The following is a 23,826-nucleotide window of genomic DNA, read 5'->3' on the forward strand; positions in this document are numbered from 1 at the left end:
CTGAGCGACGAAACAGTTGTCGGGGGAAGTAATACGATTCATGCGCAAAAATATCTATTCCCGCTATCGGCGTATGGGCTGGGCGTTGGTGCTTATCTTGGTGTTGTTTCCGGCCACTCTTTGGCTGGCAGATAGACTTTGGCCATTGCCTCTGGCCGAGGTCCAGGTCGCGCGGGTAGTGGTTGGTGAAGATGGTACACCGTTATGGCGTTTTGCCGATGCTGACGGCGTATGGCGTTATCCGGTGACGTTGAGTCAGGTTTCGCCGTATTATCTACAAGCACTGCTCACTTTTGAAGACCGCTGGTTTTACTCTCATCCCGGGGTAAACCCATTGGCGCTAGCGCGTGCCGCCTGGCAGGATCTGCGCGCTGGTAAGATACTTTCAGGTGGCAGCACGCTATCTATGCAGGTTGCCCGCTTGATCGACCCACATCCGCGCACGTTAGCTGGCAAATTGCGTCAAGTCTGGCGTACTTTTCAGTTGGAATGGCATTTTTCCAAAGTTCAAATTCTCGAAATCTACCTTAATCGCGCTCCATTTGGTGGCACCCTACAAGGGATTGGCGCTGCCAGTTGGACCTATTTAGCTAAGCCGCCCTCTCAATTAACCGCGGCAGAAGCCGCATTGCTGGCAGCATTACCGCAAGCCCCTAGTCGGCTACGTCCCGATCGCTATCCTCTACGGGCAAAGGCTGCTCGAGACAAAGTGTTAACCCGACTGGCGGATTATCAGGTTTGGACAGCAAAGGATGTGGCTGATATTAAACAAGAAGAGGTCTGGCTGGCACCGCGTCAGATGCCACAATTGGCTCCTTTACTGGCTCGCCGTTTAACCAGTGGTAATCAGCGCGAAGTGATCCACACCACACTTGATACCGGATTACAGCGCCAATTGGAAGATATGGCGGCGAGTTGGCGTCATCAATTACCTGAGAAAACCTCGCTAGGCTTGCTGGTGGTTGACCATACCACGATGAAGGTGCGTGCTTATCTTGGGTCGGTGGATTTTCAGGACAACAGCCGCTTTGGTCATGTGGATATGGTCAGTGCATGGCGCTCACCGGGGTCGACACTCAAACCTTTCCTGTATGCCATGGCACTGGATGACGGCCTGATCCATGCTGAATCTCTGCTTCAGGACGTGCCACGTCGCTTTGGTGATTACCGGCCTGGCAATTTTGATACCGGATTCCATGGGCCGGTCAGTGCTAGTGAAGCTCTGGTGCGTTCGCTGAATTTACCGGCGGTTCAATTACTGGAAGCCTACGGCCCAAAACGTTTTACCGCCAATTTACGCAATGGTGGTCTGAACTTACGTTTCCCCTCTCACAGTGAACCCAGTCTGGCGGTCATTTTAGGCGGAACCGGTTCACGGTTGGATCAATTGGTTGCCGCGTATAGCGCTTTCGCCCGTGGCGGAATGGCAGCAACATTGCGTTTTGAACCGCAGCAACAAATACAAGAACGGCGACTATTCTCACCGGGAGCGGCATGGATTACCCGGCGCATTATGGCCGGTGAAGCCAGACCATTACCGGATGACATTTTGCCAGCTACCGTGCCACTGGCATGGAAAACCGGTACCAGCTACGGCTATCGTGATGCTTGGGCTATTGGCATCAATGCGCGTTATACAATAGGCGTGTGGGTGGGGCGTCCAGATGGCACTCCGGTTGCCGGGCAGTTTGGTTATGCTACTGCGATACCGATACTTAATCAGGTCAATAACCTGTTGATGGCAGGGTTACAGCAAAGCATTCGCAGGTTACCGTCAGATCCAAGGCCATCGTCAGTCAGTCGGGAAGAGATTTGTTGGCCGGGTGGGCAACCGCTAGCGGTTGGTGATAGCAACTGTCGACAGCGGCGTCAAAGCTGGGTGCTCGATGGCACGGTACCGCCCACACTGACCGCACCCGGCCAGGAAAATATGCAGGGTAGTCAACTCAGTATCTGGCTAAATCAGCAAGGCGAGCGGGTTGCCGCGGATTGCTTAGGAGCCAAGCCAACGCAAGTGGCCTTGTGGCCACTGCCACTGGAACCATGGTTGCCACTGGCTGAACGGCGTAATCAACGGTTACCCGCAGCAAGCCAGCAATGTCCACCGCAAGGGGAAGGCAGTGCTGCACCATTGCTGATTTTAGGTATACGTGATGGTGCTGTAGTTAAGCGCTTACCTGGTCATAATAGCCTTGATCTGCGCCTGGTGGCGCAAGGCGGGAGAGGTCAACATTGGTGGTTCCTCAATGGGGAGCAGGTGGCGGTAACCGAGAATAATCAGTCATGGGTACAAAGCTTATCTGTGCCGGGCGGCTATCAGCTTAATGTATTGGATGAAAGTGGCCAGGTGGGTAATATAATGTTCCGTATGGAATAGTCATACTGATAAAATTAATTAATAACAATGGCTAATTAATTTTTGTATTTATCATTAAAATAACATCCCTGTGATAAATAAAATGATATCAATGCTTTTATTAGCCAGATAAAGTAATTACATCATGGTTTTTAGCACTGCTACTTATTGCTGGGGATTATTAGATGAACCATAATTACTTAATGATATTTTTCACGCTAATATTAACTGAAAACGTTTCTGCTCAACAGGGAAAAGTGTGTTTCTTTGCTAATAATAACTATACGGGAAAATCAATTTGCGCGGGGCAGGGGCAAGAAGTAAGTGATCTTAAGGATGAATGGAATGACAAAATATCATCTATTTTTGTTCCCTCAGGTATGATTGTCACGGTTTATGAAAATAATGATTTCTCAGGAAAATTATTGACATTTAGAGATGATGTTGATTTATTTTCCTCTCGCAGTTGGGCTGATTTAAATAATGAGATTAGCTCCTTTAGAGTTCGAAGCGCTGCCTGTTTTTATGAGCAAGATAACTTTTTAGGTGAATCAATTTGCCTCTCTGGTAACGAGTACGTTGATCTGTTTAATAATACTGATCGCCGTAGGAAGCAATCACATATTTTAAACCCACTTAATGATCAAATTAGTTCGATAAAACTACCACAAAATACCCAAGTAACAGTTTATAAAAATGATAACTATAGTGGTGATTATTTTACTCTGACTGATGATTACTTAACTTTTGACTTAAAAAAAATAGGCATGGATAATGGAATTAGCAGTATTCATGTTTCTCAGCAAGAATATTTTATTTGCGATCAATATTGTGCTGTAAAAGATAGAGTTATTATCCCGATACAATACACCTTTGGTCGATATTGGGGTGATGAACGAATAGGTCCAAAACAAGCTTTGGTCAGTTTTGATTTGAATGATCAAGGTGATTATTCTATAGAAATAATCGGCGGTGGTATATTTAAAATAAGAGATCGTGAGGTTTTTTTTATTCATGAAAGCAGAAATAATAGTTCTATATTCAAATTGAGCAATGAAAGCGATACATTGTCAATGTTATCGACATTTAATGGTGGCTATTTCGAAGTTCAATTTATGGAGTCTATTGGTGAACAGGTAGTCTATTACTATCCACTGATCACCTATTTGTTTGATGCGGATAAAACGAGTGTTAAGTTTTTTATTAATAACGCAAATGAAACTCAACCATTAATTATAAATAAAATAGTGTTGACGGCTGAAAAAAATAAAAGTAGGGCAGGGCGAAGTCTGGTTGGAAAAACCGCTTGTTGGTTAGTTCCCCTGCTTAATATTTATAATTATGTTATCCAAGGGCGGTGTAATCAGGTAGACCGGTTTGTCACTAATGCTTATGATTTTTTCAATGGCGATAACAATAAGATATTACAAGTATCCGGTTCTTCGAAGCCCTTCCCTAAATTAATGACGAATGAAGCGTTGTCTGCTGATGTTTTTTTGACGGAGTTGTCAACTGAGCCGGTCGGTATATTGACTCAAATTAATTCTGATATGAACGGTAAATCATTGACAGTACCGGCCAGTGCACGGGCCTGTAAAGTTTCAATGAAAGATGAAGTGCTCCCTCATTTACGCTTTCGCCGCCAGCTTATTCCCCCCTGCATTGATTGGACATTGAATATTTTGACTGATTTTACACTGCTCTTTGGTGACAGTCTTGATAGTTGGAACGCTGAAAATTTTGGTCGGGTTATTGCGCGGATTATCAGCTCAGGTGATACCGGCTATGCGGCATTAGATACAGCGACCGATGCGCGGTTTATTGAAAGTGTCCGAACCTATATCGCGGAGAATATTGATAATATCGCCCTGTTAAAGACAGCATTTGATTTTTCACAACTTAGCTATGCTGTTTATTTACATCACAATAATCTGGATTTTAATGTCGAAACACCACAAGTAGCACAGCTACTACCTCAAGGGCGCTATGAGTTGGCACTGCAAAATTTCGAGTTTGTCGAAACCATCCCCAGAAGACGGCAACACAATCAATGGCTAGAACAGCCTGAAATGCACTTTGATATTGAAATCATTAGCGGCGCAACCGAAGGCACGCTGGCTGCCAGGCAACATGTCCTCGCAGATATCGAAGAATGGCAACGGCGCTACAGTGAGGCCGCGCAGACCTTAAAAAGCGCAACGAATATTGAAAATATTGGCAATCTCAATCCGTATGAGGGGATGGATGTGGTTATTTCTGCCTCGAATTTGGTGAGTGACGTGGTGCTGAGTTGGCTAATAACACCTCGTGATGATTATATCTATGTGATCGTTCGTCTATCAGGAGAGGTTATTAGCATCACGCTGGCCGTTGATATTAATGAGTTTGATGTTGGTGTCGCCGGCTCGCTGACTCATCCAGCTTATGTGCTATATCCAACGGCTGAAGGCGTTATCAGAGGCGCAGGTACAGCGGCTATCAGAGCATTAGCCGACTATTTAGCCAAAAAAGGGAAACGCGCACTGGTATCGGATGTGATCAGCCAACCTTCAGCCATTGTGAAAAAGAAGGTGGGCTTTCAATTTATCAATGAACTTTGATATTAATAACGTTTTACCTGCAAAGCACTGCGAGTATGGCAAACGGTTTTTTATACAAAGTGTGAGTTGTACGCAAAAATGAGTAATTAAGATAAATATTTTTTAATGAAATGTTGTGATTCCCGTATGCAAGCGTTAATCGCGCACTTATAATCGGCGGCCACTGTACAGGGGTCGGCATAATTTTGTAGTAAAGGAACCGTTCGCCAGCCAAGTTTATATCCTTATTTAGGGTAGTTAGCGGGGCGGGTTCCACGTCCGGTCAATATTAGAAATTCAATAGAGGTTATCATGGCTTTAGAACGTACTTTCTCCATCATCAAACCCAATGCTGTTATCAATAACGACATTGGTGCTATTTATGCGCGTTTTGAAAGTGCTGGTTTCGAAATCATTGCTGCAAAAATGCTGCGCCTGACCAAAGAACAAGCAGAAGGTTTTTACGCAGAACATAAAGGCCGCCCGTTCTTCGATGGTTTGGTTGAATTTATGACCTCTGGCCCAATTATGGTACAAGTTCTGGAAGGTGAGAATGCCGTTCAGCGCCACCGTGATATCATGGGGGCAACTAATCCAGCTAACGCACTAGCAGGCACTCTGCGTGCTGACTTTGCCGACAGTTTTACCGCTAACGCAGTACACGGTTCTGATGCGGTTGAATCAGCTCAGCGTGAAATTGCCTATTTCTTCGCTGCGGATGAGATTATTTCTCGTCGCTAATGAGTTGATTCTGTGTAGAAATGGCCAGGATTTAATCAACTGAAACAATAAAGTTGCCCGGACGCCTTTCCAATCATGGAATCCATGCTCTAAAATTCGTACAATGCCGCGCCCCGGTGGAGACATCTCTCCCGGGGCGCTCTATTATTTATTTATCGCCGTTTCGAAAGCCTATCCGGTTTAACACGCAGCGCCGTAAAGTGTAACAACGAGGCCACGACAACTCATGTCTGAACAATTATTAACTTCATCAGCACCAATTGATGCTGTCCCTACGCCAGACAACGCGCCCGCCATTGCCGCGCCCGTCACTGGCAAAATTAATTTGCTCGACTTAAATCGCCAGCAAATGCGCCAATTCTTTGCTGAAATGGGCGAGAAGCCTTTCCGTGCAGATCAGGTCATGAAGTGGATATATCACTATTGCTTTGATGATTTCGAGCAAATGACCGACATTAATAAAGTGCTACGCGCCAAATTGCAGCGGGTAGCAGAAATCCGTGCACCGGAAGTGACTGAAGAGCAGCGATCAACGGATGGCACCATTAAATGGGCCATCAAAGTGGGTGATCAGCAAGTTGAAACCGTCTATATCCCAGAAGGCGACCGCGCAACGCTGTGTGTGTCATCTCAGGTAGGCTGCGCACTGGAGTGTAAATTCTGCTCCACGGCACAACAGGGCTTTAACCGTAACCTGCGGGTATCGGAAATCATCGGTCAGGTATGGCGTGCGGCCAAAATTATCGGCGCAGTAAAAGCCACCGGTATCCGCCCAATCACCAATGTGGTGATGATGGGGATGGGTGAACCTTTGCTCAATCTGAATAACGTGGTGCCGGCCATGGATATCATGATGGATGACTTTGGTTTCGGCTTATCTAAACGCCGTGTGACCTTGTCTACTTCCGGCGTGGTTCCGGCGTTGGACAAGCTGGGTGATATGATTGATGTGGCGTTGGCTATCTCATTGCACGCGCCGACCGATGATATCCGCGATGAAATCGTGCCAATCAATCGTAAATACAATATTGAAACCTTCCTGGCTGCGGTACGGCGTTATTTGGATAAATCCAAAGCCAATGGTGGGCGGGTTACCGTCGAATACGTTATGCTGGATCACATCAATGACAGCGTGGAACAAGCTCATCAACTGGCGGAATGTCTGAAAGACACACCATGTAAGATTAACTTGATCCCATGGAACCCGTTCCCTGGCGCACCTTATGGCCGTAGTTCAAACAGCCGGGTGGATCGTTTTTCTAAGGTATTGATGGAATATGGTTTTACCACCATTGTTCGTAAAACGCGTGGTGACGATATAGATGCTGCATGTGGGCAGTTAGCGGGTGAGGTGATTGACCGCACCAAGCGTACCTTGAAAAAGAAAATGGCCGGTGAACCTATCGCTATTAAGACAGTCTGATTGAAAGTATTGATTTGTTCTATATAACTAATTGTTATTTAACTTATAATTTGTTAGATGCTCAATACTGAAAAAGCTATACCCTAAATAATTCAAGTCGTGAGTATTGCGAACGTGCATGACGCTTGAGGTATGACGGGTATCTTCACATATAAGGACAATTGAGAAAGCATGAAGCTGACAAGACTGTGGAGAGTTTGCCTGATTGTGACCGTATTGGCTGGTTGTTCCGGTTCATCGCCGGAAAAGGTTAGCCAACCCGCCGCCGGGCAGACGCGTTTACAACTGGGTTTAGAGTATTTGGCGCAGGGTGATCTTAATGCCGCGCGGCAGAATCTTGAGAAGGCTGTAGAGGCTGATCCACAGGATTATCGCGCTCAATTGGGTATGGCGTTTTACGAACAACGTATCGGTGAAAACAGTGCCGCAGAGCAGCGTTATCAGCAAGCGATGAAACTGGCACCTGGAAATGGCACGGTACTGAATAATTACGGTGCGTTTCTGTGTGGTTTAGGGCAGTATGTACCGGCCCAACAACAGTTTAGCGCAGCAGCGCTGCTGCCCGATTACGGTCAGGTGGCAGATAGTCTGGAAAACGCTGGATATTGCTTTTTACGGGCCAATCAAAATGACCAGGCTCGGATACTGTTGAGTCGGGCATTGAAGTATGATCCTGATAAAGGTGAGCCGCTGCTTGCAGAAGCTCAAAGGCATTTTGGAGAAGGGAATCGCGCTCAGGCGCAACTATTACTGGATGTTTACCAACATACACTTCCGGCCAGTGCTGAAAGTTTATGGTTACAAATTCGTTTCGCCGCGCTAGCAGGCCGTCAAGATAGTGTTCAACGCTATGGCAAGCAGCTTGCGCGAAGTTTTCCACAATCCAAACAGTACCAGCATTTTCTAGCTAATGAATACTGAAGCCTCCCAAGATCAAACAGTTCCAGAGACGACAGGTGTGCGCCTGCGTCAAGCCCGCGAAGCTCTAGGGCTAACTCAGCAGACGGTTGCAGAACGTCTGTGTCTGAAGGTATCCACAATCCGTGATCTTGAGGAGGATAAAGCGCAAGCTAATCTCGCCTCAACATTCCACCGTGGTTACATTCGTTCTTACGCCAAATTGGTTCACCTCCCTGAAGATGAACTGTTACCCATGTTGGAAAAACAAGCACCAATCAGGGCAACAAAAGTGGCCCCAATGCAAAGTTTTTCATTGGGGAAAAAGCATAAAAAACGTGATGGCTGGTTGATGAGTTTCACCTGGCTTATTGTGTTGGTTGTGCTGGGGTTGACAGGAGCATGGTGGTGGCAAAATCATCAGGCGCAGCAAGCAGAGATAGCCACTATGGCTGATCAATCCTCTGCCCAGCTGTTGCAAAATGGCGGGCAATCTGTGCCGCTGTCTGATGAGAATAGCGATCCTAACGCGCCGACCGATACCCAGGCTCCGATTGCGAATAGTCAGCCTGCCTCTACACCTACGGCAAGTGGTACTGCACCGGTAACAAACAGTACAGCACCTGTGGATACGGTAAATAACCGTGTCGAGACAGCAACTAATCAGGGAGCGACTCCGGCGGAGTCTGTGGTCGTTTCCCCGAGTCAGGCAGTTGTGCCTGATGCTTCTACCGCGCAATCACCACTACCTACAGCAGACGCTGGGGTAAATGGTGCGGCATCATCTGTGGGTTCATTGGTAATGAACTTCAAAGCTGATTGCTGGTTACAGGTTGTTGATGCGAGTGGAAAAACATTGTTTAGCGGTATCCAAAAAGGAGGCGCGACCCTCAACCTATCGGGGAAATCCCCTTATAAACTGACTATCGGTGCACCTGGTGCGCTGACAATCACATATCAGGGTAATCCGGTTGATTTGAGTAAGTTTATTAAGGCTAATCGCGTAGCCCGCCTGACTGTCGGTGTAGAGTAATATTGTGGTTTTGACAAACTATGTTGTGGTTCAGCTAAACCGCCACTGTAGTTTTGAAAAACTGCTTTGTTGTATAAACTACACGACTGTAAAGGAGAGTGTGTAATGCATAACGAACCCCCAATTATCCGACGTAAATCTACCCGGATTTACGTCGGTAAAGTGCCAATTGGTGATGGTGCGCCGATTGCAGTGCAATCGATGACCAATACTAAAACCACGGATGTTGCTGCGACTGTTGCCCAAATCGTAGCATTGCAACGTGTTGGTGTGGATATCGTGCGAGTCTCAGTACCCACCATGGAAGCGGCTGAGGCGTTTAAATTAATCAAGCAGCATAAAGACGTCATTGTGCCGCTGGTTGCCGATATTCATTTTGACTACCGTATCGCCCTGAAAGTGGCTGAGTACGGTGTTGATTGCTTGCGTATTAACCCCGGTAATATTGGCAACGAAGCCCGTATCCGAGACGTGGTTGCTAGCGCTCGCCACTACAACATCCCTATCCGTATCGGTATCAATGGTGGATCGCTGGAGAAAGATATTCAGGAGAAATACGGTGAACCTACGCCGGAAGCCCTGCTTGAATCCGCGATGCGGCATGTCGACATTCTTGACCGCCTCAATTTTGATCAGTTTAAAGTCAGTGTTAAAGCCTCAGATGTTTTCCTGGCGGTAAACTCCTATCGTTTGTTAGCCAAAAAAATCGACCAACCTTTGCATTTGGGTATTACCGAAGCGGGTGGTGCGCGCAGTGGTTCAGTTAAATCTGCCATTGGATTAGGTTTGTTGCTGTCTGAAGGTATTGGCGATACGTTGCGTATCTCGCTGGCGGCTGATCCGGTTGAAGAAGTCAAAGTCGGTTTCGATATTCTTAAATCTTTGCGTATCCGTGCCCGTGGGATTAACTTTATCGCTTGCCCAACATGCTCGCGCCAAGAGTTTGACGTTATCGGTACTGTGAATGCTTTAGAACAGCGGTTAGAAGATCTGATTACACCTATGGATGTCTCTATCATCGGTTGTGTGGTCAATGGCCCGGGTGAGGCTTTAGTGTCGACTATCGGTGTGACCGGTGCTCATAACAAAAGCGGTTTCTACGAAGATGGTGTTCGTCAAAAAGAACGCTTTGATAACAAAAATATGATTGACCAGTTGGAAGCCAAAATTCGGGCTAAAGCATCAATGCTTGATGCTAATAATCGGATTGTTATCAATCAATTGGATGATGAATAAACATCGTTGGTCATGGGTTGTCGGTCAGCACAAAAGCGGGTTTTAGCCCGCTTTACATTGCGCCTGTAGGGGTAACAAGTTGTCATCATTGAATATATGGGTGGCAAGCCTCTATAATCGGCTTTATTTTTTGCACCATGCCCAAAGTAATTAGAGTGGCTGCGAACGGCGCTGCTGCTTCAAGTAAATAGGGTATAAAACTACAGAGAACAGACGTGGCAAAGAACATTCAAGCCATCCGTGGTATGAACGACTACCTGCCAGCCGATACGGCAGTATGGCAGCGCATTGAAAGTATCTTGAAGCAAGTACTTGCAGGCTACGGTTATAGCGAAATTCGCATGCCGATTGTAGAGCAGACCCCGTTATTCAAGCGCGCGATCGGTGAAGTCACCGACGTGGTTGAAAAAGAGATGTATACCTTTGATGATCGCAATGGCGAAAGTCTGACACTGCGTCCTGAGGGAACCGCAGGGTGTGTACGTGCAGGTATTGAACATGGTCTGCTGTACAATCAGGAACAGCGTCTGTGGTACATCGGTCCGATGTTCCGCTATGAGCGCCCACAGAAAGGCCGCTATCGTCAATTCCATCAGTTGGGTGCGGAAGTTTTCGGTCTGCAAGGGCCGGATATTGATGCCGAATTAATTTTGCTGACTGCCCGGTGGTGGCGTGCTTTAGGTATCTCAGAGCATGTGCAACTTGAACTGAACTCCATTGGATCATTGGATGCGCGTGCTGATTACCGTGAAGCGCTGGTGACTTTCCTCGAGCAACACGTTGAGGTACTGGACGAAGATTGTAAGCGCCGGATGTACAGTAATCCGCTGAGAGTGCTGGACTCCAAAAATCCCGATGTTCAATTGCTGCTAAATGATGCGCCTAAGCTATCTGAATATCTGGATGAAGAGTCAAAACAACATTTTGCAGGTCTGTGTGAACTTTTAGACCAGGCCAGCATCCCATATACCGTCAATGAGCGTTTAGTTCGTGGTTTAGATTATTATAACCGTACGGTATTTGAGTGGGTCACCAATAGCTTGGGCGCCCAGGGCACTGTGTGTGCCGGTGGGCGTTACGACGGTTTGGTTGAACAACTCGGTGGGCGTGCAACGCCTGCGGTTGGTTTTGCCATGGGCCTTGAGCGTTTGGTTCTGTTAGTGCAGGCCGTAAATGCTGACTTCCAGGTACCAGCGACAGTAGATGTTTATGTCATTTCGTCTGGTCAGGATACGCAAAGTGCTGCAATGCTACTTGCTGAGAACCTGCGTGATGCCATGCCAACGCTGAAATTAATGACCAATTACGGCGGTGGTAATGTCAAAAAGCAATTTACCCGCGCTGATAAGTGGGGTGCCCGTGTTGCATTAATGCTTGGCGAAAGCGAAGTAGCAGCACAGCAAGTGGTCGTAAAAGATTTGCGAAATGGTGAACAAGAAACGCTGGCGCAAGCGGATGTTGCTGCGCGTCTGGCTTTGATGTTGGGTTAAGGAGAGAGACACCGTGGAAGTCTATACCACTGAAAATGACCAGGTTGATGCAGTGCGCCGTTTCTTTAGTGAGAATGGTAAAGCGCTGGCCGTGGGTGTGGTGCTCGGGATTGGTGCATTAGTGGGTTGGCGTTACTGGCAGAGTCATCAGAACACTGTCTTGACGGAAGCCTCCTCTGCCTATCAGCAAGCCAGTGATGCTTTGTCAGCTAACAGTGCTGATGGTGTTGCTCTTGCTGAAAAATTTGTTCAGGGCAATAGCAATAACTACGGCGTACTGGCCGGGTTAGAGCTGGCTCATCACTTTGTTGAGCTAAATGAGTTTGATAAAGCGGCGCAACAACTCACTCAGGCGCTGGGTCAGACCAAAGATGAAAATCTGTTGTCACTGATTAATTTGCGTCTTGCACGTCTGCAATTGCAATTGAAGAAACCAGACGACGCATTGAAAACGCTGGATGCGGTGCAGGGTGATGGTTGGACTGCGATGGCTCAGGATGTCCGTGGCGATGCGCTATTGAGTAAAGGTGATACCGCAGGTGCGCGAGCTGCTTACAGCAAAGGCGTCGAATCAAATGCTTCTCAGGCGCTGCAAGCTTTGCTGCGCATGAAATTGAATAATTTGTCCAGCTAAGGGGTATTCCCATGCAATTGCGTAAAACACTCTTAGTAGGACTGGTATCTGTTGCCCTATTGAGCGGTTGTTCACTGTTTAACAGTGAAGAAGATGTGGTTACCATGTCACCACTGCCAAAAATTGAGAATCAATTCACACCAACTAAAGTGTGGAGTACCTCAGTAGGTGGTGGTGTCGGTGATTATTACTCCCATTTGCGCCCAGCCTGGCAGGGGACGACTGTCTTTGCCGCCGACCGTAAAGGCTTGGTGAAAGCCATGGACGCCGACAGCGGTAAGCAAATCTGGCAAACCGATTTGTCTGAAAAAACCAACTTCCTTTCCAGCAACCGTTCTGCAATGTTATCTGGTGGCGTCACTGCATCAGGTGCCCATGTGTATGTCGGCAGCGAGAAAGCGGTAGTTTATGCGCTTAATTCCGATGATGGTCAGGTTGCATGGCAGACCGTGGTGGCGGGTGAAGCATTATCTCGTCCGGTTGTCAGCGATGGGGTGGTACTGATCCATACATCAAATGGCATGCTGCAAGCACTGAATGAATCAGACGGTGCGATTAAGTGGACATTAAACCTCGATACACCAGCGCTGTCTCTGCGCGGTGAATCTGCACCAGCAGTCGCATTCGGTGCAGCGATTGTCGGTGGTGACAATGGCCGCGTCAGTGCGGTAATGATGGAACAGGGCCAGTTGATCTGGCAACAGCGTATTTCCCAAGTGACAGGTACCACTGAAATTGACCGCCTGAACGACGTTGATACCACGCCTGTGGTTGTTGATGGTGTGGTTTATGCTTTGGCATACAATGGTAACTTGACTGCATTAGATCTGCGTTCCGGCCAGATCCTGTGGAAGCGTGAAATGGGATCAGTGAATGACATCATTGTCGACGCGGGTCGCATTTATCTGGTCGATCAAAATGACCGAATTGTTGCGCTGAAAACAGATGGCGGTATAACCCTTTGGAGTCAAAGCGATTTATTACATCGTAACTTGACAGCTCCTGTGATGTATAATGGGTATCTGGTTGTAGGTGATGCCGAAGGTTATCTGCACTGGGTGAATACCGATGATGGCCGTTTTGTAGCTCAACAGAGCGTAGACAGCTCCGGCTTCCTGAGTGCGCCAGTGGTTGCCAGCGATAAGTTGCTGGTTCAGGCGAGAGGCGGCACGGTATACGCGTTCACCCGTTAATCCTGATTTAGTGCCTGTTTAACAGGCCAATAATAGGTCAATACCCAAAGTTATTGGTGTTGCAGCAAGGCAGCAAACGAATGAACCCTAATGAACTGATACCGTCAGTTATTCGGGTTAGTGAATGCCGCTAATATCGCAGCAACGTTCAAAACGCAGGGTTTTAAGCGGCTCCTGAGATTCAGGGGCCGTTTGTCTTCTAAAAACTGCGCTGTTGCAGGTTTGGTACAGCGCTGTAATGATTTGAAAATTAAGTAATGAGGCTTCAACAATGATACCTGTCATCGCGCTGGTCGGGCGCCCGAATGTGGGTAAATCCACTCTATTTAACCGTTTAACGCACACCCGTGATGCGTTAGTTGCGGACTTTCCCGGGCTAACGCGTGACCGTAAATATGGTCGTGCCGAGGTCGAGGGGCATGAGTTTATTGTTATCGATACCGGAGGTATTGATGGCACAGAAGATGGCGTAGAAACCAAGATGGCAGGTCAATCGTTATTGGCGATTGAAGAGGCCGATATTGTCCTGTTTATGGTTGATGCCCGTGCAGGCTTGATGCCTGCGGATCAGGGGATTGCCCAGCATCTGCGCAGTCGTGAAAAAGCGACTTTCCTGGTTGCCAACAAAACTGATGGTATTGATCCAGATACTGCTACAGCAGATTTCTATTCATTGGGCTTAGGTGAAGTTCATGCTATCGCGGCGTCCCATGGTCGTGGTGTGACTCAGTTGATTGAAGATGTTATGGCACCTTATATGGATGCTGTAGAGTCTGAAGTTGAATTGACCGATGAAGAAGCGAATGCGGCTTATTGGGCCGCACAGGAAGCTGAGGACGACGCTGTTCCTGAAGATGACGCAGAAGATGATTTTGACCCACGGACTCTGCCAATCAAACTGGCAATTGTCGGGCGTCCTAATGTAGGTAAGTCCACACTAACCAACCGCATTCTCGGTGAAGATCGGGTGGTGGTTTATGATATGCCGGGCACCACGCGTGACAGCATTTATATTCCTATGACCCGCGATGAGCGTGAATATATCCTGATTGATACTGCGGGTGTGCGTAAACGCGGCAAAATCACCGAAACGGTGGAAAAATTCTCAGTAATTAAAACCTTGCAGGCAATCGAAGATTCCAATGTTGTACTGTTGGTTATTGATGCTCGTGATGGTATTTCGGATCAGGACCTGTCGCTGTTGGGCTTTATTCTCAATAGTGGGCGCTCACTTGTTATTGCGGTGAACAAATGGGATGGCATGACAGAAGAAGCGCGTGCGCAGGTTAAAGATATGCTGGATCTGCGTCTTGGTTTTGTCGATTTTGCGCGGATTCACTTTATCTCAGCCTTACATGGCAGTGGCGTGGGTAATCTGTTTGAATCTATTCAAGAAGCCTATGACTGCTCAACCAAACGTGTGGGCACTTCCTTACTGACCCGCATTATGCAGATGGCCGAAGAAGACCATCAGCCTCCTTTGGTGCGTGGCCGTCGCGTCAAATTGAAGTATGCCCATGCTGGGGGTTACAACCCGCCGATTGTCGTAATCCACGGCAACCAGGTTACTGACCTGTCGGATTCGTATAAACGCTACCTAATGAATTACTTCCGTCGTTCACTAAAAGTAATGGGTACGCCAATTCGCATCCAGTTTAAAGAGGGCGAGAACCCATTCGCGGGTAAGCGCAATCCATTAACACCAAATCAGATGCGTAAACGTAAACGTTTGATGTCGCACCTGAAAAAAGGTAAGTAGTAACAGCAAAGCGCGGGCATTCCGCGCTTTTTGCACATTTAACGACCGCCGTCAGTAAAACGCAGCTTTGGCCGCTTAACCGTAAACAAAGGGAGTTGAAAGTCAGTCATGTCTTGGGAAACCTGGAGTTTTGCATTTAGTGTTACGATGCCTAACTTGCTGATGATGTTACTCGGTGTGCTGTTACGGCGCTTTGGCTTGATGGATGATCGTTTCTGCGATGGTGCCACCAAGCTGGTCTTCAATCTCGCCCTCCCTTGTCTGCTGTTTTTTAGTGTCGCGACCAATCATGTCAGCTTATTGGATAACCTACCCTTGGTTGTTTATGGCGCTATTGGTACGTTGGTGACCTTCTTGCTGTTGGAAGTCGCCGCCAAGTGGTTGGTAAAAGACCCAAAAGAGCGTGGTGTATTCGTGCAGGGAGGGTTCAGAGCCAATACCGCTATCGTGGGGTTGGCTTTTGCCATGACGGCATATGGTGCCGAAGGGGTGGCACTCGGCTCGATGTATCTGACGGTGACAGTGATTTTATTTAATATGCTGTCGGTGATCACCCTGACTCGCAGTCTGCAAGCTGGGCAGGGCGGCAAAATCAGTAAATTGGCACTGTTACGCAGTATTGTGACTAATCCGCTGATAATTGGGCTACTGTGCGGTTTACTCTACGCACAAACGCAATTACCTCTTCCTCAGGTGATTGTCCAGACGGGGAGTTATATCTCTGCTTTGGCATTACCATTGGCTCTGTTGTGCACCGGAGCGAGCCTCGACTGGCACGCGATGTTCCGTTCTTCCAATGTGGCAGCGTTATCTTCAACAGCTAAATTATTTGTGGTGCCAATATTGATGACCGTTGGTGGCTTGTTGATGGGCTTTCGTGGGGCGACATTAGGGATTATATTTCTGTTCTCTGCCACCCCAACGGCGGCTGGCAGTTATGTTATGACCCGCGCCATGGGAGGCAATGCCACCCTGGCGGCGAATATCATTGCCATCACCACGGTCGGTTCATTCTTTACCACCGCGCTGGGGATTTACTTCCTACGATCGCTCGGGGTGATGTAGTTTTTAAGGAGAAGTCGATGGATGCATTATGCCCGGTTTGCCAAAAACTGATGACCGAAGTAAGTGGCCACTTTCATTGCTCTAATTGCCATGGCAACTATCAGCAACAGGCAGAGTGCCCTGATTGCGTCAAACCGTTGCAGGTACTGAAGGCGTGTGGCGCGATTGATTATTTCTGCCAGCACGGTCACGGACTCATTTCGAAAAGCCGCGTTCACTTTAGTTACTTGCCGACGATTTGACTGGCAGCAATTGAGCCAGGCGGCGTTACTCTTTTGCCGCTTTCCGTTGACGAGCCTTCTTCGCCACATTGATTTGGGTGATTTCACTTTCTACCCAACCGTCCTGCAATCGGGTGGTCAGCTTATCACCAGCCTGCACCTGCTTAGTGGTTTTCAGCACTACCCCAGCCGGAGTCTGCGTGACACTGTAGCCACGGGCCAAGGTTGCTAATGGGCTGACGGCCTCTAACTGCGAGCAGGCGATACCAAAACGCTGCCGGTAACCATTAAGCTGGCGCTCTAATGCCTGGCGCAAACGGTATTCCTGCTGCTGTACTTGTTGGCTGTAACGGTGAATTTGCCCTTGCGGTTGCACTTGCGCGAGGCGCTGCTGGAGCCTTTCGGTGCGCCGGCTTAACCAGCGGATTTGGTTTTGCGCGCTCTCTTCCAGACGGCGTTGCAGCTTTAATAACAGGGTCTGCTGACGTGCCAGTCGCAAATGTGGGTGTTGTTGCTGTAAACGGTGTTCAAGGCGGGTGAATTGCTGGCCGCGCTGTGCCAGATAATAATCCATCGCCATTTCCATCCGCTGCTGCTGTCCTTGAATTTGCCTGACCAGCTCAATCTGGTTACGGCTCACTAATTCTGCGGCAGCAGACGGTGTTGGCGCCCGCAAGTCAGCAACAAAATCAGCAATAGTGATGTCGGTTTCATGGCCGACTGCACTGACTATTGGGATGTGGCTATTGAAAATAGCGCGGGCGACCCGTTCGTCGTTAAAACTCCACAGGTCTTCCAGCGACCCGCCGCCGCGCCCGACGATTAATATATCGCACTCGGCACGTAGGTTAGCTAACTGAATGGCACGGACTATCTGCAATGGAGCATCAACGCCTTGCACTGCTGTTGGGTAAATAATTACTGGCAATGATGGGTCACGGCGTTGCAAAACCTGTAGAACATCATGCAGCGCCGCACCACTGGCAGAGGTGATGACGCCAACTTGCCTGGCAGGACTTGGCAACGGTTGTTTATGATGCTGATCAAATAGCCCTTCTGTCGCCAGTTGTTGCTTGAGTTGATCAAACTGTTGTTGCAGCAATCCGTCACCGGCAGGCTGCATGCTTTCCGCAATTAACTGATAATCGCCACGCGGCTCGTACAGGGTAATCGATGCCCTAACCAACACTTGTTGACCATTTTGTGGGCGAAACGTAGTACGGCGGTTAGTGTTGCGAAACATCGCGCAACGCACCTGCGCTTGGGCGTCTTTTAGGGTGAAATACCAGTGACCGGATGACGGTTGGGAGAAATTGGATATCTCGGCCGTGAGCCAAATCTGGCCCATTTCCATTTCCAGCAGTTGTCGCACCGTCTGATTAAGACGGCTAACAGTAAAAATTGTTGATGCGGAAGATTGTGACATGTGACCTGGATCAAATTTTAAAACAAGCACTTAATTGATCGATATTACCTACCTCAGACCGGTTGGCAAGAAAAATTATGAGAAAGTGCTGGAGGCAACCGATTACGCTCTGTATAATGCCACGGCAATATTTTATCTTTTCACATCCACCTTGGTGAGATATTGCCCATGCTACGTATCAAGAAAGAAGCTCTGACATTTGACGACGTTCTCCTGGTTCCAGCCCACTCCACAGTTTTGCCTAATACGGCCGAACTTGGCACTCAACTGACCGCAACTATCCGCCTAAATATCCCTATGCTGTCCGCAGCCATGGATACCGTTACCGAAGCTCGTCTGGCCATTGCGCTGGCACAAGAGGGCGGTTTAGGTTTCATTCACAAAAATATGTCCATTGAGCGCCAGGCTGAAGAAGTCAGCCGCGTGAAAAAACACGAAAGTGGCGTTGTTACCGAGCCGCAGACTGTTACCCCAACCACCACCCTGCGCCAAGTGAAAGAATTGACTGCCCGTAACGGTTTTGCAGGTTACCCGGTGGTAACCGAAGATTATGAGCTGGTTGGCATTATCACTGGCCGTGATGTGCGTTTTGTGACTGACTTAGACCAACCCGTGACGGCGGTGATGACACCGAAAGAGCGTCTGGTTACCGTCAAGGAAGGCGAAGCTCGTGAAATTGTCTTGCAAAAAATGCATGAAAAACGTGTCGAGAAAGCATTGGTTGTTGATGATAGCTTCCATCTGCGCGGCATGATTACTGTAAAAGACTTCCAGAAGGCAGAGCGCAAGCCTAACGCCTGTAAGGACGAGCATGGCCGTCTGCGTGTTGGGGCTGCTGTGGGTGCCGGTGCTGGCAATGAAGAGCGTATCGACGCGCTGGTCACCGCGGGTGTTGATGTTTTACTGATTGACTCATCCCATGGTCACTCTGAAGGTGTTCTGCAACGAATCCGTGAAACCCGTGCCAAATATCCTAACCTGCAAATCGTTGGCGGTAACGTTGCGACGGGCGCGGGTGCAAAAGCCTTGGCTGATGCCGGTGTAAGTGCCGTAAAAGTAGGGATTGGTCCAGGTTCAATCTGCACCACCCGTATTGTGACTGGTGTAGGTGTGCCACAGATAACGGCGATTGCTGATGCAGTCGAAGCACTGGAAGGTACCGGTATTCCGGTGATTGCCGATGGCGGTATCCGTTTCTCTGGCGATATTTCTAAAGCCATTGCCGCGGGTGCTTCCTGTGTCATGGTGGGGTCTATGCTGGCAGGGACTGAAGAGTCTCCGGGCGAAATCGAACTCTATCAGGGCCGTTCATTCAAATCTTACCGTGGTATGGGCTCACTGGGCGCGATGTCCAAAGGCTCTTCTGACCGTTACTTCCAAACTGACAATGCTGCCGATAAACTGGTACCGGAAGGTATTGAAGGTCGTGTCGCATACAAAGGTTTGTTGAAAGAGATTGTACATCAGCAAATGGGGGGCTTGCGCTCCTGCATGGGGCTTACCGGTTGTGCCACTATCAATGAATTGCGTACCAAAGCTGAGTTTGTGCGCATCAGTGGTGCAGGGATTCAAGAAAGCCATGTGCATGATGTGACTATCACTAAAGAATCCCCTAACTATCGCATGGGCTAATTCCAGGGGCTTAAACCGGCGAATTTGGTCATCGTTCGCGGCTCGCATTGCTCATTGACTTAGTGTCAACTGCGTATGCTGTGCTGCGGGCGGTAACTAACTTTTTGGCTTCGCCGACTGGAATGATTCATAAATAATTATGGTAACTATTTAATTTTATTATTTCTCTGTGGAATACGCCGCACATGACAAAAAATATCCATAAGCATCGCATCCTTATTCTTGATTTCGGCTCGCAATACACCCAACTGGTGGCGCGACGCGTTCGTGAAATCGGTGTCTATTGTGAACTATGGGCGTGGGACGTAACCGAAGCTCAGATCCGCGAATTTAATCCAAGCGGCATCATTCTTTCTGGCGGTCCTGAAAGCACTACTGAGCACGACAGCCCACGCGCGCCTGATTACGTGTTCACTGCGGGTGTCCCGGTATTAGGTGTGTGCTACGGCATGCAGACTATGGCGATGCAACTGGGGGGCAAAGTTGAAGGTTCAAATCAGCGCGAGTTCGGTTATGCGCAGGTGGAAATCAAAACTGACAGCGCACTGATCCGCGATATCAAAGATGCTATCAATCCAGCCAACGAAGCAATATTGGATGTATGGATGAGCCATGGTGACAAAGTCACTGCCATCCCTGCTGATTTTGTGACGGTTGCCAGCACCGATACCTGCCCGTTTGCCATTATGGCCAACGAAGAGAAGCGTTTTTATGGCGTGCAGTTCCATCCAGAAGTCACACATACCAAACAAGGCCAACGCCTGTTAGAGCGCTTTGTGTTGGATATCTGCGGCTGCGAAGCCTTATGGACCCCGGCCACCATTATCGAAGACGCCATTGTTCGTCTGCGTGAGCAAATTGGTGAAGACCATGTGATTCTTGGCCTGTCCGGTGGTGTTGACTCCTCTGTGACGGCAATGCTGCTGCATCGCGCTATTGGTGACCGCCTGACTTGTGTGTTTGTCGATAACGGGCTGCTACGGTTGAATGAAGCCGACCAAGTGCTGGAAATGTTCGGTGATAAATTCGGCCTGAATATTGTTCATGTTGCCGCCGAAAATCGTTTCCTTGCAGCGCTGGCTGGTGTCGATGAACCTGAAGCGAAGCGTAAAATCATTGGTCGCGTGTTTGTCGAACTGTTTGATGAAGAAGCGTGTAAGCAAGATCAAGTGAAGTGGTTGGCACAAGGCACCATCTACCCTGATGTGATTGAATCAGCAGCGTCTGCTACTGGTAAAGCACACGTAATTAAATCTCACCACAATGTGGGCGGTTTGCCGAAAGAGATGAAACTGGGGCTGGTTGAGCCACTGAAAGAGCTGTTTAAAGATGAAGTACGCAAAATTGGTCTGGAATTAGGTCTGCCGTACGACATGCTATATCGCCATCCATTCCCAGGTCCAGGTTTGGGTGTACGTGTTCTGGGCGAAGTAAAAAAAGAGTATTGTGACTTGCTGCGCCGCGCTGATGCCATCTTTATCGAAGAGCTGCATAAAGCTGATCTGTACAATAAAGTGAGCCAAGCCTTTACCGTATTCCTGCCAGTGCGTTCTGTTGGTGTGATGGGCGATGGGCGTAAATACGATTGGGTGGTTTCACTGCGCGCAGTAGAAACCATTGATTTTATGACCGCACATTGGGCGCATCTTCCATACGACTTCTTGGGCCGCGTTTCAAACCGCATTATCAATGAAGTGAATGGTATTTCCCGTGTAGTTTACGATATCAGTGGCAAGCCACCAGCTACCATTGAGTGGGAATAAATACTATCACTCGTCGATAAGATAGTGTTCTGACATTAATTAAGCCTCCGAACTTTCGGGGGCTTTTTATTTTGGCTGCGATGAAATAAAAATTTATATTTTACCTTCACGGATAAATAAAAAATGAACGATGCTTTTGTGAGTATCGCTTTTAGGTAAGATTACTATATGTGAATATAAAAATTGTAACGCTTACCTTCCCATTTGATGTGAAAGATTATATTTGGTTTCTTTATAATTAACAGGTGAAATATGAATGCTAAAATTAGTATTTTGATTGTTCCTTGGATCTTTATATCAATATCCACAATAGCAGAGCATAATAATGAAGATAATGTCTGTTTTTATTCAAAAGATAATTACTCTGAAAAGGAGGACGGCACAAAATTTTGCGTGCCTTATTATACCGAGGATGAATGGCTATTTAGCCAATGGAATAATAATATTGCATCAATAAAAATTCCGCTAAATTTACGGGTTGAGGTTTTTAGTGATTATTCATTTTTGGGGAAGTCTGCTTCGCTTTATAAAAACACCAATGCGGCTGAGTTGGCTCAGTATGGATTAACAGCAGATATCAGTTCTTATCGTGTATTACCAAAGAGTTTATATCCTGAGAATAAGAGGGTGACATTCAATTACCATTCAGACATTTTAGCTGAAAAATATTTCAGCTATGATTATTATGTTAACAATGGTCATAGCATCTTTTTAACCAAGCAAAGTCAGCCTATTGGTGCTGATGGACAAAGTTCTTACTTCTTTTATAGTCATGCAGGGCAGATAATGACGGCCTTTATCGGGCAAGGGTTTGATCGCAACCTTTACTGTTTGTCACCGGTGGTTCGGCGTAGTTCCCAGCTTGATGCTGATGTGGCATTTACCTATTGTGATTTTAATAATTCTGGCCAGTATTGGTTCCCTCAGGTGGTAGAAAATGAAATAAGATTAGTCAATCAAGGGACGGGTACCGCGTTATCATTAGATCAAATCGGTTTCTATGTGAGCTTACATACTAGCCCGATTAATATTCTACATGGCAGGGAACAACATTCTCAGCAGGGGACCGTGAATAAATACACTCTATGGTTTGATGCGTCTACTATTGAAACGTGGCAGGAAAAGGCAGTAAGACCCTTTTTACAATATAAGGAAACGCTTGAATCAAGGGGTGTAAATGACCAACGTGAGGTAATAACCCATCGTTTGGACCAACCAGATGATACCTATATTTATTTGGGGAGTAAAAAAGGTAGGAATCATATTTATTATAATGCAGAAACTCAATTACTGATGGCTTATAATAAATTAAGTGAGGGTAAAGCGTTAATAGAGTCCTCGTGCCTTTCATTATTGAATGATGGCACTGACCAACCTTCGGCGATTAGCTTTACCTACCATCGCAGTAACTACAGTGATAATAGTTTAGAGTACCGTTGTGATAATGGAGTAGCTTATAATATATACAGCAAAAAATGGTACTTTATGGCTGACTGGGAATATCATTATCTCGTTAATGGATATAAAAATAAACTTTTGCATTTTTATATGAATGAAAAAACATCATATATTAACTTCAAAGGTGTGCTGACGGGGCCAAAATTAGGTGAATATATAGGTGCTGTAGTGAATTTTAATGAGCGAACCCCTCATGATGCTGTATTCATTAATAATCCGGCCTTAGGCTATGTGCTTGATGTAGAAAAGGCTATTTGTGCATTGCACGGATTTACCGATGATCAAGGCACACATTGTGGTGATCTAAGTGCCACATGGTCTGTAACAGATGCTGATAGTTGGGATGTTAGCCTCAGTCGCGACTATATGCCCTGGCTGCTGGCGCAAATTTCTCACAAGTTGCATACAAGTGAATGGACTGCTGCGTTGGATGCTTACCTGCAAAAAGTTGAAACACTGGAAACCTTCTTTGAGACAAATAAAGAGCATCCGGTCGATGATGCAATATGGCAACAAACCAAAACACTGCTGGTGGAGTTTTTACGTACCTATAACTCAACCGAATATCAGCAAGTTTGGCATCAAGTGGCATATGTCCTTAATCGTATTGAAGTAATGATTGAGGTGAAGGCATGATCCGGCTCTATAGTTACAAAATGTGATATGAATCACGTTTTGCTTTACCCCTTCACTGATGAGGTATAATCTTGACGAATCTTTACAACTCAACTAAATATTTAACATCCGCATCTCATAACTTACATCGTCAATAAGACGAGAAGTCCATTCATTATTAGTCAAGATTGCCACTGCCGCTGTGTAAAACGCAGGGTAGTTTAGCTCGCAGTAGCCCGCATCTGTTAGCACATGCCGATTAGCAGCATGTTCCTAAATACAACGGATGAATACTGCGTGCGTGC

The 23,826-nt window shown here is 47.3% G+C and carries 17 protein-coding genes; 16 read left to right on the top strand and 1 reads right to left on the bottom strand.

Annotation, left to right across the window (positions count from 1 at the left end):
- Window positions 1-40: 40 nt before the first annotated feature.
- The 13 genes from pbpC to V2A84_RS02240 all read left to right on the top strand — a co-directional run bounded on the left by pbpC (window position 41) and on the right by V2A84_RS02240 (window position 16,648).
- A complete protein-coding gene (pbpC, locus tag V2A84_RS02180) occupies window positions 41-2,377 on the top strand; it encodes a peptidoglycan glycosyltransferase PbpC (protein WP_083163187.1) in 2,337 nt (778 codons plus the stop codon).
- A gap of 164 nt (window positions 2,378-2,541) precedes the next feature.
- Window positions 2,542-4,956 carry a peptidase inhibitor family I36 protein gene (locus tag V2A84_RS02185; RefSeq protein ID WP_442848564.1) on the top strand — a complete coding sequence of 805 codons (2,415 nt, stop codon included), beginning with the start codon at window positions 2,542-2,544 and terminating at the stop codon, window positions 4,954-4,956.
- Window positions 4,957-5,247: 291 nt separating this feature from the next.
- Complete coding sequence (ndk, locus tag V2A84_RS02190) at window positions 5,248-5,676, top strand: nucleoside-diphosphate kinase (RefSeq protein ID WP_083163189.1); 429 nt, start codon at window positions 5,248-5,250, stop codon at window positions 5,674-5,676.
- 226 nt (window positions 5,677-5,902) lie between these two features.
- Window positions 5,903-7,099, top strand: a complete 1,197-nt coding sequence (locus V2A84_RS02195) for a bifunctional tRNA (adenosine(37)-C2)-methyltransferase TrmG/ribosomal RNA large subunit methyltransferase RlmN (RefSeq protein WP_083163193.1) — start codon at window positions 5,903-5,905, stop codon at window positions 7,097-7,099.
- Window positions 7,100-7,270: 171 nt separating this feature from the next.
- Complete coding sequence (gene pilW / locus V2A84_RS02200; protein WP_083163195.1) at window positions 7,271-8,020, top strand: type IV pilus biogenesis/stability protein PilW; 750 nt, start codon at window positions 7,271-7,273, stop codon at window positions 8,018-8,020.
- Window positions 8,010-9,029 (top strand): cytoskeleton protein RodZ, encoded by a 1,020-nt coding sequence (gene rodZ, locus V2A84_RS02205; protein ID WP_083163197.1) that lies wholly within the window; start codon window positions 8,010-8,012, stop codon window positions 9,027-9,029. Before pilW ends, rodZ begins: the two co-directional genes overlap by 11 nt.
- Window positions 9,030-9,134: 105 nt before the next feature.
- On the top strand, window positions 9,135-10,265 hold the full coding sequence (gene ispG, locus V2A84_RS02210) for a flavodoxin-dependent (E)-4-hydroxy-3-methylbut-2-enyl-diphosphate synthase (protein ID WP_083163199.1): 1,131 nt from the start codon (window positions 9,135-9,137) through the stop codon (window positions 10,263-10,265).
- A 215-nt stretch (window positions 10,266-10,480) separates the two neighbouring features.
- Complete coding sequence (hisS, locus tag V2A84_RS02215) at window positions 10,481-11,755, top strand: histidine--tRNA ligase (protein WP_083163201.1); 1,275 nt, start codon at window positions 10,481-10,483, stop codon at window positions 11,753-11,755.
- A gap of 13 nt (window positions 11,756-11,768) precedes the next feature.
- On the top strand, window positions 11,769-12,389 hold the full coding sequence (locus V2A84_RS02220) for a YfgM family protein (RefSeq protein ID WP_083163203.1): 621 nt from the start codon (window positions 11,769-11,771) through the stop codon (window positions 12,387-12,389).
- Between the two features lie 11 nt (window positions 12,390-12,400).
- The gene (gene bamB, locus V2A84_RS02225; protein WP_083163205.1) at window positions 12,401-13,582 is read left to right on the top strand and encodes an outer membrane protein assembly factor BamB; all 1,182 of its coding nucleotides are present in this window, start codon (window positions 12,401-12,403) and stop codon (window positions 13,580-13,582) included.
- A 271-nt stretch (window positions 13,583-13,853) separates the two neighbouring features.
- On the top strand, window positions 13,854-15,341 hold the full coding sequence (gene der, locus V2A84_RS02230) for a ribosome biogenesis GTPase Der (protein WP_083163207.1): 1,488 nt from the start codon (window positions 13,854-13,856) through the stop codon (window positions 15,339-15,341).
- A gap of 108 nt (window positions 15,342-15,449) precedes the next feature.
- Window positions 15,450-16,406 (top strand): AEC family transporter, encoded by a 957-nt coding sequence (locus V2A84_RS02235; protein ID WP_083163209.1) that lies wholly within the window; start codon window positions 15,450-15,452, stop codon window positions 16,404-16,406.
- A 17-nt stretch (window positions 16,407-16,423) separates the two neighbouring features.
- The gene (locus tag V2A84_RS02240) at window positions 16,424-16,648 is read left to right on the top strand and encodes a zinc ribbon domain-containing protein (protein WP_083163211.1); all 225 of its coding nucleotides are present in this window, start codon (window positions 16,424-16,426) and stop codon (window positions 16,646-16,648) included.
- Between the two features lie 25 nt (window positions 16,649-16,673).
- Here the strand turns inward: V2A84_RS02240 and xseA are convergent, their stop codons facing one another.
- Window positions 16,674-18,053 carry an exodeoxyribonuclease VII large subunit gene (gene xseA, locus V2A84_RS02245; RefSeq protein WP_083163214.1) on the bottom strand — a complete coding sequence of 460 codons (1,380 nt, stop codon included), beginning with the start codon at window positions 18,051-18,053 and terminating at the stop codon, window positions 16,674-16,676.
- Window positions 18,054-18,221: 168 nt separating this feature from the next.
- Between xseA and guaB the strand changes: the two genes are divergently transcribed.
- From guaB to V2A84_RS02260, 3 genes are all read left to right on the top strand, one after another.
- On the top strand, window positions 18,222-19,685 hold the full coding sequence (gene guaB, locus V2A84_RS02250; protein WP_083163216.1) for an IMP dehydrogenase: 1,464 nt from the start codon (window positions 18,222-18,224) through the stop codon (window positions 19,683-19,685).
- Window positions 19,686-19,870: 185 nt separating this feature from the next.
- On the top strand, window positions 19,871-21,448 hold the full coding sequence (guaA, locus tag V2A84_RS02255) for a glutamine-hydrolyzing GMP synthase (RefSeq protein WP_083163218.1): 1,578 nt from the start codon (window positions 19,871-19,873) through the stop codon (window positions 21,446-21,448).
- A 252-nt stretch (window positions 21,449-21,700) separates the two neighbouring features.
- Window positions 21,701-23,542: a hypothetical protein gene (locus V2A84_RS02260; protein WP_083163220.1), complete on the top strand. Its 1,842-nt coding sequence runs from the start codon at window positions 21,701-21,703 to the stop codon at window positions 23,540-23,542.
- Window positions 23,543-23,826 lie beyond the last annotated feature (284 nt).

Origin of the sequence: Yersinia sp. 2553 StPb PI (assembly GCF_052217105.1) — a bacterium.
Classification (GTDB): Bacteria; Pseudomonadota; Gammaproteobacteria; order Enterobacterales; family Enterobacteriaceae; genus Yersinia; species Yersinia enterocolitica_E.